The sequence below is a fragment of the Halorubrum distributum JCM 13561 genome, from assembly GCF_000337395.1.
In the GTDB taxonomy this organism is placed as follows: Archaea; Halobacteriota; Halobacteria; order Halobacteriales; family Haloferacaceae; genus Halorubrum; species Halorubrum distributum.
The window spans coordinates 98,290-113,452 of sequence record NZ_AOJF01000031.1; the positions used below are offsets into that span (position 1 = coordinate 98,290).

Annotated in this window: 15 protein-coding genes and 1 tRNA gene; 6 read left to right on the forward strand and 10 right to left on the reverse strand. The window is 71.0% G+C overall.

Annotated features, from left to right (window positions below; translation table 11 throughout):
- Complete coding sequence (locus C470_RS06620) at positions 1 to 870, reverse strand: CbiX/SirB N-terminal domain-containing protein (protein WP_004598095.1); 870 nt, start codon at positions 868 to 870, stop codon at positions 1 to 3.
- Between the two features lie 140 nt (positions 871 to 1,010).
- Between C470_RS06620 and C470_RS06625 the strand changes: the two genes are divergently transcribed.
- From C470_RS06625 to C470_RS06645, 5 genes are all read left to right on the forward strand, one after another.
- Positions 1,011 to 1,559 carry a DUF7523 family protein gene (locus C470_RS06625; protein ID WP_008366080.1) on the forward strand — a complete coding sequence of 183 codons (549 nt, stop codon included), beginning with the start codon at positions 1,011 to 1,013 and terminating at the stop codon, positions 1,557 to 1,559.
- 69 nt (positions 1,560 to 1,628) lie between these two features.
- Positions 1,629 to 2,153, forward strand: a complete 525-nt coding sequence (locus C470_RS06630) for a hypothetical protein (RefSeq protein ID WP_008366082.1) — start codon at positions 1,629 to 1,631, stop codon at positions 2,151 to 2,153.
- A gap of 215 nt (positions 2,154 to 2,368) precedes the next feature.
- Positions 2,369 to 4,015: a thermosome subunit beta gene (gene thsB, locus C470_RS06635; protein WP_049908614.1), complete on the forward strand. Its 1,647-nt coding sequence runs from the start codon at positions 2,369 to 2,371 to the stop codon at positions 4,013 to 4,015.
- Between the two features lie 211 nt (positions 4,016 to 4,226).
- Entirely contained in the window at positions 4,227 to 4,481 is a 255-nt protein-coding gene (locus tag C470_RS06640; protein ID WP_007344962.1) for a glutathione S-transferase N-terminal domain-containing protein, read from the forward strand.
- 74 nt (positions 4,482 to 4,555) lie between these two features.
- Positions 4,556 to 4,924 carry a DUF192 domain-containing protein gene (locus C470_RS06645; RefSeq protein WP_004598102.1) on the forward strand — a complete coding sequence of 123 codons (369 nt, stop codon included), beginning with the start codon at positions 4,556 to 4,558 and terminating at the stop codon, positions 4,922 to 4,924.
- A gap of 16 nt (positions 4,925 to 4,940) precedes the next feature.
- Here C470_RS06645 and C470_RS06650 read toward each other — a convergent pair whose 3' ends face one another.
- The 6 genes from C470_RS06650 to C470_RS06670 form a co-directional block, all read right to left on the reverse strand.
- The gene (locus tag C470_RS06650; protein WP_008366088.1) at positions 4,941 to 6,473 is read right to left on the reverse strand and encodes a PAS domain-containing protein; all 1,533 of its coding nucleotides are present in this window, start codon (positions 6,471 to 6,473) and stop codon (positions 4,941 to 4,943) included.
- Positions 6,474 to 6,560: 87 nt separating this feature from the next.
- Positions 6,561 to 9,158: a DNA topoisomerase I gene (locus tag C470_RS06655; protein WP_008366091.1), complete on the reverse strand. Its 2,598-nt coding sequence runs from the start codon at positions 9,156 to 9,158 to the stop codon at positions 6,561 to 6,563.
- 102 nt (positions 9,159 to 9,260) lie between these two features.
- A complete protein-coding gene (locus C470_RS16050; protein WP_007994803.1) occupies positions 9,261 to 9,428 on the reverse strand; it encodes a hypothetical protein in 168 nt (55 codons plus the stop codon).
- A 678-nt stretch (positions 9,429 to 10,106) separates the two neighbouring features.
- Positions 10,107 to 10,188: transfer RNA gene (locus C470_RS06660), tRNA-Ser, on the reverse strand.
- Positions 10,189 to 10,215: 27 nt separating this feature from the next.
- Positions 10,216 to 10,509 (reverse strand): hypothetical protein, encoded by a 294-nt coding sequence (locus tag C470_RS06665; RefSeq protein WP_007344965.1) that lies wholly within the window; start codon positions 10,507 to 10,509, stop codon positions 10,216 to 10,218.
- On the reverse strand, positions 10,510 to 10,890 hold the full coding sequence (locus C470_RS06670; RefSeq protein WP_008366093.1) for a Rid family detoxifying hydrolase: 381 nt from the start codon (positions 10,888 to 10,890) through the stop codon (positions 10,510 to 10,512).
- 289 nt (positions 10,891 to 11,179) lie between these two features.
- Between C470_RS06670 and C470_RS06675 the strand changes: the two genes are divergently transcribed.
- Positions 11,180 to 11,587, forward strand: a complete 408-nt coding sequence (locus C470_RS06675; protein ID WP_008366095.1) for a DUF7577 domain-containing protein — start codon at positions 11,180 to 11,182, stop codon at positions 11,585 to 11,587.
- Positions 11,588 to 11,627: 40 nt separating this feature from the next.
- On the opposite strand, the gene ubaA is transcribed toward C470_RS06675, so the two are convergent.
- The 3 genes from ubaA to C470_RS06690 all read right to left on the reverse strand — a co-directional run bounded on the left by ubaA (position 11,628) and on the right by C470_RS06690 (position 14,653).
- Positions 11,628 to 12,440 carry an SAMP-activating enzyme E1 gene (gene ubaA / locus C470_RS06680; protein ID WP_007994807.1) on the reverse strand — a complete coding sequence of 271 codons (813 nt, stop codon included), beginning with the start codon at positions 12,438 to 12,440 and terminating at the stop codon, positions 11,628 to 11,630.
- A gap of 125 nt (positions 12,441 to 12,565) precedes the next feature.
- Positions 12,566 to 13,936 carry a hypothetical protein gene (locus C470_RS06685; RefSeq protein ID WP_008366097.1) on the reverse strand — a complete coding sequence of 457 codons (1,371 nt, stop codon included), beginning with the start codon at positions 13,934 to 13,936 and terminating at the stop codon, positions 12,566 to 12,568.
- Positions 13,937 to 14,062: 126 nt separating this feature from the next.
- Positions 14,063 to 14,653, reverse strand: coding sequence for a 50S ribosomal protein L15e (locus C470_RS06690; RefSeq protein WP_004598111.1), 591 nt, complete (start codon positions 14,651 to 14,653; stop codon positions 14,063 to 14,065).
- Positions 14,654 to 15,163 lie beyond the last annotated feature (510 nt).

Consider the following 15,163-nt stretch of genomic DNA (forward strand, 5'->3'; position numbering starts at 1 on the left):
TCAGTCCCCCGTGGCGACGCGGGTCGTCTCGCGCACGTCGTCGAGCGCGGTCCCGAGGTCGGCGCCGGCGTCGGCCGCCCGCTCCAAGACCACGTCGGCCATCAGGGGCTCGGTGCCCACCGCACCCGCGTACCAGATCCGCGTGCCGTCGACCGTCTCGGGCACGTCGTACCCCTCGGTGTGGTCCTCGCAGAGCCCGACGTCCTCCGGGATGTCCTCCTGGGTGTGGTAGCCGTCGGCGATGAAGAGGGGGACGAGGACGACGTCGTCGCTCTCGAAGTGCTCGGGGAGGTCGTCGACCTCGGGGTCCTCGTCCATGTACAGCGCCTTCACCTCGTCGAAGCGGTCGCGCTCGGCGATCCGGTCGGCGTGGTACTCGATCGCCTTCGCCGAGTTCTCGTTGCGCTCGGTGCCGTGGCCGACGACCGCCAGCCCGAACCCGTCGCCCACGTCGGCGTCGTTCGTCACGGACTCCGCCCGCCGGACGATCACGTCGGTCATCGCGCGGTGGGTCCCGACCGGGCCGCAGTAGTGGACCTCGCGGTCGATGTCCTCGGCGACGAGGGTCGCCTGGTCGGCCGAGAGGCCGTCGGAGTCCCACTCGGAGACGTCCCAGCCGGCGAGCCGGAGCTCGCGGGGGATCACCTGCTCGGTGAAGTACCCCTCCGAGATGAACAGCGGGACGACGTACACCTCGTCGCCCTCGACGGTGCGGAGCACCTCTCGGAAGTGCGGCTCTTCCTTCCAGAAGCCGGTTCGGACCTCGTCGAAGGCACCGGTGGCGCGGATCGTGTCGGCGTGGTCGTACGTCGGCGCGCTCGACTCGGGGTTGAGGTGGGAGCCGTGCGCGACGATGACGAGCGACTGCATACCCGTGCTGGGGCCGCGCCGCTCTTAGGGACTTCGGAGGCTGCGAGGCGACGAGAACGCCGAACCGTCGGCGGCGAGCGGTCCGCGCGTCCGGCGACCGGACCGAAACGATCTTGCCCGCCCGACGCGCAGCCCCGCGCATGTCGCTGGCAGCCGAGACGCGCGAGGCGGTCAGAGCGCACCCGTTCGTCCGCGACGCGCTCCGCGCCGGACTGGTGAACCACAGCGCCGCCGCGACCTGGCTCGCCGAGCGGGCCGACCTCGACGGCGGCCCGGACGCGATCGCGGCCGCGCTCCGCCGCTTTCGGGAGGACCTGCCGGCGTACGAGACCGAGTCCCGGACCGCGAGCGTCACCATGCGGAGCGGCGTAGGCGTGGTCGACGACGCGGACGACGCAGCGGACGCGGGCGCCGGCGACTCCGGCGCGGACGACGCCGACGCCCTCCTCCGGGTCGGCGACGCGGCGGTCGTCGACGGCGGCGACCGCACGGCGATCCTCGCGACCGGCGACGTCGACGCCGCTGCGCTGGCGGACGCGCTCGGTCGGCTCGCCGCCGCGGACGTCGACGTCGGGGCCGCGGGCGTGGCCGGCGACGCGCTCGTCTGCGTCGTCCCGCGGCGCGACGGCGCGAGCGCGGTGCGGGTGGTCGAAGCCGCGCTCGACGCGGTGCCGGTCGCGGAGAGCTAACCGCCCGCCGCGGCCGAACCGATCCTGTCCGGGAGGGCCTTTTTCCCGCTCTCGCGCCCATCCGATCCCGTGTTGCTCACGACCGCCTTCGTCCTCCACGTGCTCTCCGGCGCGCTGTGGACCGGCGCGACGCTGTACGTCGTCTACGCGACCCTGCCGCGGGCGACCGACGGGACGCTCGGTCGCGCCGCGTTCGTCGACGCCGCGCACCGGCTCCTCATGCTCACGCGCTGGACCGGTGTCGTCCTCCCGGTCACCGGCGCGTACATGATCTGGCGGCTGTACACGCCGCTCGATCTCCTCGCGACGACCGGCCGGGGGTGGGCCGTCCTCGCGATGCTGTCGCTGTGGGGCGTCATGAACGGGCTCGTCGAGCTCGGCGTCCTCCGGATGCGCCGCGAAATCGACCCCGACCTCGGGTGGGGCCGGTACATGGCCGAGGGGTTCCCGGTCGACGCGCTCGCCGGAGTCGGGGGCGTCCCCGGATCCGCCCGATTGGCGTCCGTCGCTCGGCCCTACCTGCTGGCGAGCGGCGGCCTCGCCGTCCTGCTGCTCGTCGACGCCGCGCTCCTCGCCGGCGGGATCCCGGGGTGACGAGCCGCCGCGGAAGAAGTATATAAACCAGGGCGAAACGGCGTTCTCGAAGCAAAATAGATCAATGCTAACTTCCCGCATGAACCGGGATAGATGACCGCGGTGTCGTGCGGTTTTCGCCGAGAGTCGCCGGCGACGGCCGAGCGCGTCCGGTCGCCCCTCACCGAGAGATTTATATAGAATCACAATCAATCAAACGCTGTATGAGTCAGCGAATGCAGCAGGGCCAGCCGATGATCATTATGGGCGAGGACGCCCAGCGCGTCCAGGACAAGGACGCACAGGAGTACAACATCTCCGCGGCGCGCGGCGTCGCCGAATCCGTCCGCTCGACGCTCGGACCGAAAGGGATGGACAAGATGCTCGTCAACTCGATGGGCGACGTCACCATCACCAACGACGGCGTCACCATCCTCCAGGAGATGGACATCGACAACCCGACCGCCGAGATGGTCGTCGAGGTCGCCGAGACCCAGGAGGACGAGGCCGGCGACGGGACGACCAGCGCGGTCGCCATCGCGGGCGAGCTGCTGAAGAACGCGCAGGACCTCCTCGAACAGGACATCCACCCGACCGCGGTGATCAAGGGGTTCAACCTCGCGAGCGAGTACGCCCGCGAGCAGGTCGACGAGGTCGCGACGGCCGTCGACCCCGACGACACGGAGACGCTGCGTAACGTCGCCGAGACGTCGATGACCGGCAAGGGCGCGGAGCTGGACAAGGACGTGCTCGCCGACCTCGTCGTCCGCGCGGTACAGGGCGTCACCGTCGAGGCCGACGACGGCTCCCACGTGGTCGATCTGGCGAACCTCAACATCGAGACGCGCACCGGCCGGGCGGCGGGCGAGTCCCGCCTGCTCACCGGTGCGGCGATCGACAAGGACGCGGTCCACGAGGACATGCCGACCGACTTCGAGTCCGCGAACGTCCTCCTCCTCAACGACCCGATCGAGGTTGAGGAGGCGGACGTCGACACCTCCGTCAACGTCGACTCCCCGGACCAGCTCCAGAAGTTCCTCGACCAGGAGGAGAAGCAGCTCCGCGAGAAGGTCGACACGATCGTCGAGTCCGGCGCGGACGTCGTCTTCTGTCAGAAGGGCATCGACGACCTCGCGCAGCACTACCTCGCGAAGGAGGGCATCCTCGCGGTCCGCCGCACGAAGAAGTCCGACCTGACGTTCCTGAAGAACGTCCTCGGCGCGCCGATCGTCACCGACCTCGACTCGCTCACCGCCGACGACCTCGCGGTCGGCTCGGTCAGCCGCGACGACGACGAGGAGCTGTTCTACGTCGAGGGCGAGGACGCCCACGGCGTCACGCTCCTCCTGTACGGCACCACCGACCACGTGGTCGACGAGCTCGAACGCGGCATTCAGGACGCGCTCGACGTGGTCTCGACGACCGTCTCCGACGGCCGGACCCTGCCCGGCGGCGGCGCGGTCGAGGTCGAGATCGCGCGCCGCCTGCGCGACTACGCCGACTCCGTCGAGGGGCGCGAGCAGCTCGCGGTCGAGGCGTTCGCCGACTCCCTCGAACTGATCCCCCGCGTGCTCGCCGAGAACGCGGGCCTCGACGCGATCGACCTGCTGGTCGACCTGCGCGCGGCCCACGAGGCGGGCGACCAGAACGCCGGGCTCGACGTGTTCGCCGGCGAGGTCGTCGACACGGCCGACGCGGGCGTCGTCGAGACGGCCCACGCGAAGGAGCAGGCGATCGCCTCCGCGGCCGAGGCGGCGAACCTCGTGCTGAAAATCGACGACATCATCTCGGCGGGCGACCTCTCGACGTCGGGCGGCGACGACGAGGGCGGCGCCCCCGGCGGCGGCATGGGCGGCATGGGCGGCATGGGCGGCGCTATGTGAAATCTGTCGGAGACAGATTTCCATAGACGCCGACCCGGCATCGCCTCGCCGACCACCCCGTTCACGCGCTCCGATTTCCTCCGGTTTTCGCGCAGTTCCCGGTAGCGTCCCCCACACCGCTGTCTGCGGCCGGAACGCGCTCGACCGCCCGTGCGCGGCGGACGCATCCGCGGCCGCACCTCTTTACGGGTCCGTCTCCTACGCAACGGTGATGGCGAACCTAACGCTCTACGAGCTCGAGGGCTGTCCGTACTGCGCGAAGGTCAAGACGAAGCTGGCGGACCTCGACCTGGAGTACGAGTCGGTGATGGTGCCGCGCTCGCACGGCGAGCGCACCGAGGTCGAGGAGGTTTCCGGGCAGACCGGTGTTCCCGTCCTCGTCGACGAGGAGCACGGGGTCGAGGGGATGTCCGAGAGCGACGACATCGTCGAGTACCTCGAGGAGACGTACGGGAGCGCGAGCTAAGCGCCGACGCGATCGGCGGCGAGAGCTGAGCTGACGCCGACCGAACGAGAGGCTATTTATCTGCCCGCGGCGAGGTGGCGGGCGTGCGACTCGTTCACCGCCCCGCACCGGGGAGCGATCGAACCGAGACCGTCCTCGCGAGCGACGTCGACGTCGCGCGCTCGACGCTCGAACAGGCTCGTGGACTGATGTTCCGGCGGTCGATCGCGGACGACTACGCGTTGGCCTTCCCGTTCGACGAGCCCGACACGCAGTGGCTCCACATGCTGTTCGTGCCGTTCGCGATCGACGCGGTGTGGATCGCCGACGGCGAGGTGACGGCGAAAAAGCGGCTCGCGCCGTTCGTCGGGCTGGGGCGCGGCCGCGCCGACACCGTGGTCGAACTACAGGCGGGCGCGGCCGAGGCGGTGGCGGTCGGCGACGAGCTGCGCCTGGTCGAGTGAGCGGGCGGCCCGGGAGCTACGCGCCGTCCTCGGCGGCGTCGGGATCGAACAGGTCCGCGTCCTCCGGCAGCGGCTCCTCGGCGGCCCGCAGCGACAGCTCGATCCGGCTGCCGCCGGCCTTGCTCTCGGCGATGTCGAGGCTCCCGCCCCCGGCGGTGACGATCCAGTTCACGTACCAGAGGCCGAGCCCGCTCGCGTGGTCCAGCGGCGTTTCCTCGCCGGTGAGCACGGCCCGCTCGGCCGGCGGGATCCCCGGGCCGTCGTCCGCGACGACGAGCGAGACCCACGACTCGCTCGGCAGCTCCGCGGCCGAGATCCGCACCCGCGGGTCGTCGGCGTCGTTGTGCCGGACCGCGTTGTCGACGAGCTCGGTGATCGCCTCGGGGAGGTACGCGATCGCGGACACGGCGATCCCCTCGGGGACGTCGACGTCGACGGCCGCGCGCTCGCGGATCTCCGGCGGGAGCGATTCGAGCGCCGCGTCGACCGCGGGCGCGAGCGCGACCGGCCGCGGCGAGGGGCGCTGAGAGAGCAGCCGCTCCACCTTCCGCGAGGTCTCGCCGAGGCGCAGCAGCCGCTCGGCGGTGTCGACGACCCGCTCGAGCTGCCCCGTCAGCTCGGGGTCGTCGACGGCCTCGATCGCCCGGCCGGTAAACCCGGTGACGACGTTGAGGTCGTTCCGGAAGTTGTGTCGGAGGACGCGGGTCAACACCGCGAGCCGCTCCTCCCGGAGCGACGCCTCGGTGAGGTCCTCGCCGACGCCGACGGCGCCCACGACCCGGTCGCCGTCGGTGACGGGACCGACGGAGAGCCGGTAGGGGACGCGTTCGCCGGAGCGGGTGAGCAGCCGCGCCTCTCGAGACACGGTCTCTCCCTCGCGGTACACCCGGGAGAGGGCGTCGGTCACGCGGCCGCCCGTCTCCTCGTCGAACAGCGAGGCGAGCGCCCGCCCCGAGAGCGACTCGGGGTCGTAGCCGGAGTCGGCCGCCAGCCGGCCGTTCCACCGCGCGAGCGTCCCCTCCTCGGTACACCGGAACAGCGCGAGCGGGACCGTCTCGGCGAGCGCGTCGACGAGTCGGCGTTCGGCGTCGCGCTCGGTCTCGGCGGCGACGCGGGCGGTGGCGTCGGAGAGGCCGACGACGAGCCACTCGTCGCCGGCGATCGTCGCCGCGTGGAGCGCCCCGTCGACCCGCAGTCCCGGGCTCCCGAGCCGGAGGTTCCACTCGAACCGCTTGACCGGGGCGTCGGCCCCGTCGGACCCGGGAAGCCGGGCGGCCGCCGCGGCGACCTCGGCGATCGACTCCCCGGAAACGGTGACGTCGTTCTCACCGATGTCGGGGAGGCCCATCAGGGTCAGCGTGCCGCGGTCGTGCCCGAGGAGGTCGGCCGCGGGCGCGTTCGCTGCCCGGATCGTCAGCGTCTCCGGATCGCAGACGAGCGTCGGGGTCGGAATCGCCTCGACGAACGCCCGGAGGATCCCGGTCGGGACGGCGTCGCCGCTCGACGACTGTCGGTCGTCGGCCGACGGATCTCCCCTCCGGTCCCCCATCTGTCGACAAGGGAGACACTCCGCCCATATGTGTTTATGGTTTTATGATTCCCGCCGGTCCGGAAACGGCTGTCGGCCCGAAACCGGTCAGTCCGCCTTGGCCTGCCAGTCGCGGACGGTGTCGGCACCCACGCCGTCGACGTCGCTCGCGAGGTCGTCCGGGTCGGCCGACTTGAGCTCGTCGACGCCGTCGACGCCGGCGTCTTTCAGCTTCGCGGCGGTCTTCTCGCCGATCCCCTCGACCGCCTGGAGCTCCGACCCCTCCTGGCGGGCCGTGAACTCGCGGTAGTTACAGATCGGACAGCCGAGCTCCCACGGCTCGTCGCCGGAGTGGACGCGGAGGTGCGGAAGGTCGTGCTCCTCGCAGGTCTCGTCGGTGACCTCGATCTCGCCGCGCCGGGGGAGCGGCAGCGAGTAGTCGCAGTCGGGGTAGCGCGTACAGCCGACGAGCCGGGAGCCCGAGCGGAGTCGTTTGATCGCGAGGTCTCCCCCGTGCTCCTCGCCGCAGTCGGGGCAAGTCCCGATCACCTCGTCCTCCTGCTCGTCGGCCTCGTCGGCCTTACACTGCGGGCAGCCGTGGACGAACGTCTTCCGGCCGGCGAGCATCTTCACGTGGCGGAGCTCGTGGTCCTCGCAGGTCTCGTCGAGGATGAGCGGCTTCCCGGTCGACGGGAGCGGGAGCGTGTACTCGCAGTCGGGGTAGCCGTCGCAGCCGACGAAGTACGACCCCTGCCGCGACTTCCGGACGAGGAGGTCCGCGCCGCACTCCGGGCAGGGACCGAGCGTCTTGTCCGCCTTCAGCGAGTTCTGGAGGTGGTCGCCGACCGCCTCGCGCGACTCGGTGAGGTCGTCGAACACGCGCGAGAGCAGCTCGCGGGAGGCCTCGGTCACCTCGTCGTAGGCCTTCTCCCCGGCCGCGATGGCCGCCATGTCCTGTTCGAGCTGGGCTGTCATCTCCTCGCTCACGATCCGGTCGGCGAACTCCTCGGCGGCCTCGACGACCGCCTCGGCGAGCCGCGTCGGCCGGGGCGGGTCGCTCTCGACGTAGTTGCGGTCGTACAGCTTCTCGATGGTCCGGTGGCGGGTCGCCTTCGTGCCGAGCTGTCGCTTCTCCATCTCCTCGATGAGCCGCGACTGGCCGTAGCGCCGCGGGGGTTGGGTCTCCTTCCCCTCGGTGGCGCGGTCCGACAGCGACAGCGTCTCGCCGACCTCGACGTCCGGGACGATCCGCTCGTCGCTGGAGCGGTACGGGTAGACGTCGTGGTAGCCGGCCTCCAGCAGCCGCTTCCCGTTGGCCTTCAGCCGCAGGCCGCCGTCGGCGACGAGGTCGGCCGGCTTCGCCGCGTCGTCCGGATTTCGGAGGGCTGCGAGCCCGTCGGCGGTCTCGGCGATGGGCGTCGCCTCGCCGTTCGCGAGCGCGACGACGCGCAGCCGCTCCCAGGTGGCCGGGTCGGCGCAGGTGGCGAGGAACCGGCGGACGATCAGCTCGTACACCTCCCACTCGTCGTCCGAGAGGTCAGAGGCCGAGGGGAGCTCCCCCGTGGGGTGGATCGGCGGGTGGTCGGTCGTCTCCTCGTCGCCCTCGGTCGGCTCGATCTCGTCGTCGCCGTCGAGCAGGCTCGCCGCGTCCGTCCCGAACGTCGAGGCCGCCGAGAGCTCCTCGATCAGCTCCGCGGGCTCCAGATCCTCGGGATACACCGTGTTGTCCGTCCGCGGGTAGGTGACGTAGCCGGCGGTGTAGAGGTCCTCCGCGAGCGACATGGCGCGCTGCGCGGAGTAGCCGAGCGACCCCGCCGCGCGGATGAACGCGGTGGTGTTGAACGGCGTCGGCGGGTCGTCGGTCTGGGTGCGGCGGTCGACGTCGTCGACGGTCGCCGCGTCGGCGGCGGCGAGGGCCTCGGTGAGCACCGCCGCGACGTCGCCGTCCCAGACGCGCTCGCGCTCGTTGCCCTCGTCGTTGAGGTAGAAGTACCGCGCCTCGAACGGGTCGCCGCCGGACTTCGCAAGCTCGCCGGTCAGCTCCCAGTAGGACTCGGGGTCGAACGCCTGGATCTCGCGCTCGCGGTCGACGATGAGCTTGAGCGTCGGCCCCTGGACCCGGCCCACCGAGATGAAGTCGTCGCCGAGCTGGCGGGCGGACAGGGAGAGGAACCGCGTCAGTGCGGCGCCCCACGTGAGGTCGATGGTCTGGCGGGCCTCGCCCGCGGCCGCCAGCTCGAAGTCGAGGTCGTCGGGATTCGCGAACGCCTCCTGCACCTCGTTTTCGGTGATCGAGGAGAAGCGCACGCGGTCGACGGGCACGTCCTCGTTCACCTCGCGGACGAGCTCGTACGCCTCCTTGCCGATCAGCTCGCCCTCGCGGTCGTAGTCGGTCGCGATGACGACCCGGGAGGCGTTGCGCGCGAGCCGGCGCAGCGCGGCGACGATCCCCTCTTGCGTCGGCGTCTTGGTGACGGGCGCGTCGATCAGCTCGACCGGCTCGACGTCGCGCCAGTCGTTGTACTCGGCGGGGAAGTCGACGCCGACGACGTGGCCGGAGAGCCCGATGCACCGCTTGCCGCCCCACTCGTAGACGTTGACGTCGTTCATCCGCTCCGCGGTCGCGGACTCGCCGCTCAGGATGTCGGCGATGCGCCGCGCCGCGTTGTCCTTCTCCGTGATTATCAGCTCGGGGCCGCGACTCATTGCGCCGAGATACGCCGCTCCCGGGTCTAAAGCTTTCGCGACGCGAGATTGCGGGCAGGCTCGGGGACGGACGGCCTCAGAAAACGAATCGGGACGCGACCGTCACCGGGCCGCGTCGTCGGACTCGGCGAGGAACTCCGCGTCTGTGGCCTCGGCATACGGCTCCGGCGGTTCGTCGTCCGCGTCGAGTTCGCGCCGTGCGAGGTGGTTCTCGAGTTGGCGGCGCTTGTTCCTCCCTTTCCGCTCGCGGCCCGATTTCGTGTCTGGCATCGTCACCCGTGTCAACTCCTCCCATACATATGAATCTTGTGTCGGTGTGTGGACGCATCCGCGAGCGGGGGAGGGGACGCCATCGGAGCAGCGCAGCCCGACAACAATAACTGAGTACTTAAATATCGACGGCCGGCAGCGGCGATTACTTATAAATGAACAATGCGGTCGGCGCGTGCCTGCGAGCGGCCGCAGGCCGCGAGCAGCACCGCGCGAGGGAGTCAGTCGGCGGAGCGAAGCGACGGCGACTGACGAGGCTGGGGAGGCGTGAGGCTGCGGTGCGGTGCGGGGGTGGGACTCAAAGGGGCAGCTGCGAGGGCGGCGTAGGCGACGCAAGCACCGCAGGAGCGAGTGAAACGAGCGACGAGGAGCGCAGCGAGCGTACGCCGCCCTCGCAGCTGGGGCTTTGGAGGTGGTGTCCGACGCCGATCCGTAATCGTCCATTTATAAACAATCAACAGCGCACCGCTCGGTTGTTTATAAATGGACGACCCATCAGCATCGCCGACACCGAACTCGCTCGTCGCTGCCGCTCCTCGCTCGTAGTCGGCGTCGACAGAACGCCAGGAGAGGGAGTTGAACCTCAGTCGTTCCGCTCGCTTCACTCCCTGATTCAAATCCCTCAGTCTCGGTTTTCGACGAACGGCTCGCTACGCGCGCCGTGTTGTTCGTCGAAAACGCCAGGAGAGGGATTTGAACCCCCGATCCCGGATGGGAACACGCTTTCCAGGCGTGCGCCTTACCACTCGGCCATCCTGGCTCACGCGGAGATAATCCGGTGTGACTGTTAAGTCCTTCTTTTCGCACGCACCCGGGCCTCGGCGAGATACGTAATACCGGCCGACGCGGCTGCGACTGCGAACCCGACCAGCACCAGCCCCCCGAACCCGACCGGCAGCGATCCAGGACCGAGAAGCCGGTATCCCTGCGCGAGCACGAGGAAGGCGAACCCGCCGACGATCCCCCACAGCGCCGCGGAGCGCGCTCTGGCGCGCGGGGTGGCCGCCGCGCCGGGTGCCGGGGCGGACCCGTCGGTCACGGCGTCCGGCTCGCTCCCCGACTCCCCCTCGCCGTCGGCCATCTACTCGACGACGGCGACCGCCTCGATCTCGACGCCGGCGCCCTTCGGGAGCGCCCCCGCCTCGACCGCGGAGCGGGCCGGCGGCGACTCGTCGAAGTAGCCGGCGTACGTCTCGTTCATCTCGTCGAAGTCCTCCATGTCGGCCATGAACACCGTCGTCTTGAGCACGTCCTCGGGCCCGGCGCCCGCCTCCTCCAGCACCGCGAGGAGGTTGTCGAGCGCCTGCTCGGTCTGGTCCGCGATCGACGCGTCGTCGAGGAGGTCCCCCCCGGGCGTGAGCGGGATCTGCCCGGCCGTGAACACGAGGTCGCCGTCGGTCGTCGCCTGACTGTACGCGCCCACCGCCGCCGGGGCGTCGTCCGTGTGGATGGTCTCCTTCATGCGAGTGCGCCTTCGACCGGCGGCCTCAAGAGTACTCTGGAGCGGCGCGCCCGACCCCGGCCGATCCCGACCGAACCGACCCCGGCCGATCCCGACCGAACCGACCCCGGCCGATCCCGACCGAACCGACCCCGGCCGANGAACCGACCCCGGCCGATCCCGACCGAACCGACCCCGGCCGATCCCGACCGAACCGACCCCGGCCGATCCCGACCGAACCGACCCCGACCGAACCGGCCGACCTGTCCCACCGTCAGACACAAAACGCTCGGATGGTAACAGTACACATATGACGGGAGATCAGCTCCTGCCGCTCGCCGCGGTGTTCGTCGGCGTAGCGGCGCTCAACCTCGCGGTGACGTGGCTCCTCGTTCGGCGGAACCGCGACCCCGCGGAGCTGTTCGGCTCGGTCGCGACCCGGTCGTCGGACGCGGACGGCGAGGGCGTCGGGCCGACGCTCGCGCTCGACCGCGACCCGAACGCCGATCCGGCGGCCGAGGCGGGCGAGACGAGCGACGGCGGCGGTGGAGACGGTCCCCCGCCGCTCGACGCCGACGGCGAGACGGTCGTCTGCCGGCACTGCGGCGCGGAGAACCGGACCGGCTACCGGTACTGCCGGTGGTGCGTCCAGTCGGGGTTCGTCGACGAGGACGCCGGCGTCACCGCGGGGAGCGCGATGGCCGACCGGTCGCTGTGAGCGTTCGCGGCGGGTCGGCGAGGACGCCGGCCCGACCGAATCAGGCCGCGTCGATCTGGCAGCCGGCCGCGTAGTCGATTCCCTCGATGCTGTCGATGCCCTCGTCGCCGCACACCGGGCAGTCAGGGTTGCGCGCGTACGGTACCGTCTCGAAGGAGAGATCCATCGCGTCGTAGAACAGCATCCGGCCGACGAGCGGGTCGCCAACGTCCATGATCAGCTTCACGGCCTCCGTCGCCTGGAGACAGCCGACCGTTCCCGGGAGGACGCCGAGGACGCCCGTGCTGGCGCAGTCGGGCACCGTCCCGGGCTCCGGCGGCTCCGGGAACAGACAGCGGTAGCAGGGGCCGTCGGGCGAGAGCGTCGTCACCTGCCCCTCGAACTTGTAGATGGCGCCGTGCGACACCGGCACCCCCTCGATCCGGGCGGCGTCGTTCACCACGTAGCGGGTGGCGAAGTTGTCCGAGCAGTCGACGACGACGTCGTAGTCCGCGATCAGTTCCCGGGCGTTGCCCGCGTCGAGCCGCAGCTCGTGGCGCTCGACGTCGACGTCGGGGTTGAGGTCGGCGACGAACTCCGCCGCCGAGTCGACCTTCTTGCGCCCCACGTCGCCGTCGCCGTGGATCACCTGTCGCTGGAGGTTCGAGCGCTCGACGACGTCGTCGTCGACGATACCGATCGTCCCGACCCCCGCGGCCGCGAGGTACTGGATCGCCGGCGCGCCGAGCCCCCCCGCGCCGACGACCAGGACGCGGGCGTCGAGCAGCCGCTTTTGCCCCTCCGGGCCGACGTCGTCGAGGATGACGTGCCGGGAGTAGCGGTCGAGCTGGGTCGCGTCGAGCGAGAGACTCATGTCCGTGACCAGTGCCGGCGCAGATATAATCGTGTTCCCGATCGCCGGTCGGGGCGCCGCAACCGGTGTTCCCGAGGCGGCGCCGAGCGGCCAGCGCTTCCGTGGCGGCGCCGCGGGGTCCGCGGTCACGCCGTCGACGCCGCCACGGCGTCGGTCATCCAGCAGTCGTCCACGTCGCCGAGAGCGCTGTCCGTGTCCCCGCTCCCGCCGCCGACGCGGACGAGCCGGAACTCGTAGCGACCGGTGACGCTGCCGTTCTCCCGGGTGACGACCTCGACCTCCGCCGTGCCGTCGGATATCTCCGGCACCGAGTACTGGGCAGTGTCGTACGTGAGCATCGGCCCGTACTGCTCTGTCTCGAACAGCTCGACGTACTCGCCGGTCGACCCGACCAGCTCCTTGTTTCGCGGCGACGCGAACGCCCGCAGGGTCCGGATGCCGTCGTTCGTCGCGTTGTCGTTGTAGCGGAGCGCGTTCATCTGGATCTGGACGACCTGGAGTGCGGACCGCTCGCAGGTGGGGGAGAGGGCGGTGTTCCGCTCGGCCTCGCCGGTCGGATCGCCGTCCGCGACGGAGACGGTGTTCCCGGCGTCGTCCCCGGACCCCTCAGTCCCGCCGTCGCTGCCGTTCGTCGACCCTGTCGCGTCCGAGTCCGTCGCCGACGGGTCGGTCGTTCCGTCGTCCCCGACGCCGGCGACACCGCCGAGTTCGGTGATTCCGGCGGTGCCGGCGGCGAATCCGGCACCTGCCGCCGCGACGAGGAGCGCGGCGACGGCGACCGCCGCGAGGACGGTCCGCGGAGAGCGCCGCTCGTTCGGCGCGCCGGTGGTGGCGGACTCGGCCGCCGTCGCCTCGCCGCTCGGAACGGCGGCGTTCGATCGGTCGCGAGCCCGCGGATCGCCGGAAGAGTCATCGGTGGTCCGGTCGGTGGGCAGGGAGGCGGTATCGCCTCCCGTCACGCCCGACGCGACGGCGCCCGTCGCCGCGCCCGTCGCCGCGCCGTCATCGGTCGCCGTTCCCTCACCGTCCGACTCGTCGCCGTCGACATCGGTCACACCGTCGTCGTCCGCCGCGTCGGTGTCTGAAGCGGCCGCACCGTCGTACGCTTCGGACCGGACCGGGACGCCGAGGAGTCGGTCGGCGATGGCGTTCGCCTCCGCCGGCGGGACGGCGTACAGGAGCCGTTCGCGGAGGTCCGCCGGCGTCACGACCTCGGCGTCGAGGCCGGGTCCGAGGTCGTCGAGCGAGTCGCTCGCGACGACGACGGCGTCGACGGCGTCAACGGCATCGTCAGGCACCCCTCGGCCCGCGGCCGCGACGGCGAGCAGTTCGGTCCGGCGGCCACCCTCCGACACCGTGACGCGGGGCGGGTCGACCTCGACGCCGTCGGCGGTCGCCGCGTACGTCTCGCCGACGAGCGCCGCGAACGCGTCGCTGTCGAACGACTCGAGTTCTGTCGCGAACGCGTCGAGGGGGATGGGGCTGCTCGCGGTCACTTGGCGATCGCCACGTACGGTTGGGAGTATGTGACGCGGTCTCTTTGCTCTTGCGTCGAGGAGAAACGGCGCGGCGGCTCATCGTGAGAGCGGACCGCGAGTAAAACGTCGGAGCGGTCGAGGGCGCTACTTGCCCTGCCGGTCGTTCGAGGTGACGCTCGGGCGCGTCTTCTCGGTGCCCTTGCCGCGCTTGCGCTGGCCGCGGCCCTTGGTGCCGGCGGAGGTGAGGCCGCGGTACGCGCGGCCCTTGTGGTCGTCCGAGCAGATCCAGTTCAGCTGGTCGTCGTTCTCGATCGCGGGGTGGGCGGGGTCCACGAGGATGACCTCGTGCCACTTCTGGGAGCCGTCCTCACCGACCCAGTAGGAGTTGAGCACGCGGAGGTTGCGGTACTTCCGCGAGGCGCGCTCCTCGGCGATGCGCTGGATCGACTTGCGGCGCGAGACGCGGTTGACGCCCTGGCGCTTCGAGCGGCGGCCCGCCTTGAAGCGCTGCTTGCGCGAGCCGCCCTTCCGGACGCTCACGCGGGCGACGATGACGCCCTGCTTGGCCTTGTAGCCCAGTTCGCGGGCCTTGTCCAGCCGGGTGGGGCGCTCGATGCGCTCGATGGCGCCCTGGTCGCGCCACTCCTGTTTTCGCTGCCACTGTAGCTCAGCTAGTTTCCCCTCCTTGGGGGACCGCCACGCCTCCTTGATGTGCGAGTAGAAGCTTCGTGCCATTGTGTGTTGCGCGGACGGTTGCGATTCAGCCGCGAGGGGCCACATGTCGTCTCGTCCCGGGGCGTGCGGTCGGTCCGACCGCACGCCTCGGCGGCGAGTGCCCGCTGTGTCCGCACCAGCGAGTTGGCGGAAATACCCGCGGTCCGCCCTTAACCGCTTCGCTCCGCGGGTCGCGTGGGGAGTGGTAACAAGGAAACCGGACCGGCACGCATCCGGCTCTCGCACGGTCGGACGCCCGCGAGCTCCCGCGATCGTCACGGTCGGACGCGCCGTCCGTCCACGCGCGCCTGATTTATGCGTCGAGGACTGCGACGGATCCGTGGGCGCGGGCGTTCGCATCCGCCGGAGTCCGGCCGAGCGCTCGTCCGCGCCGGGCCGCGCCGACCGCCGAGCGTTCCCCCGGGCGGTCGGCCAGCGACCCGAGCGAGAGACAGAGGGACACGACGCGACGAATCGAGGGAAAGCACACGCGCCGCGCTTCTCGACCGAGCTGCGGCCCGCACGCTCCCG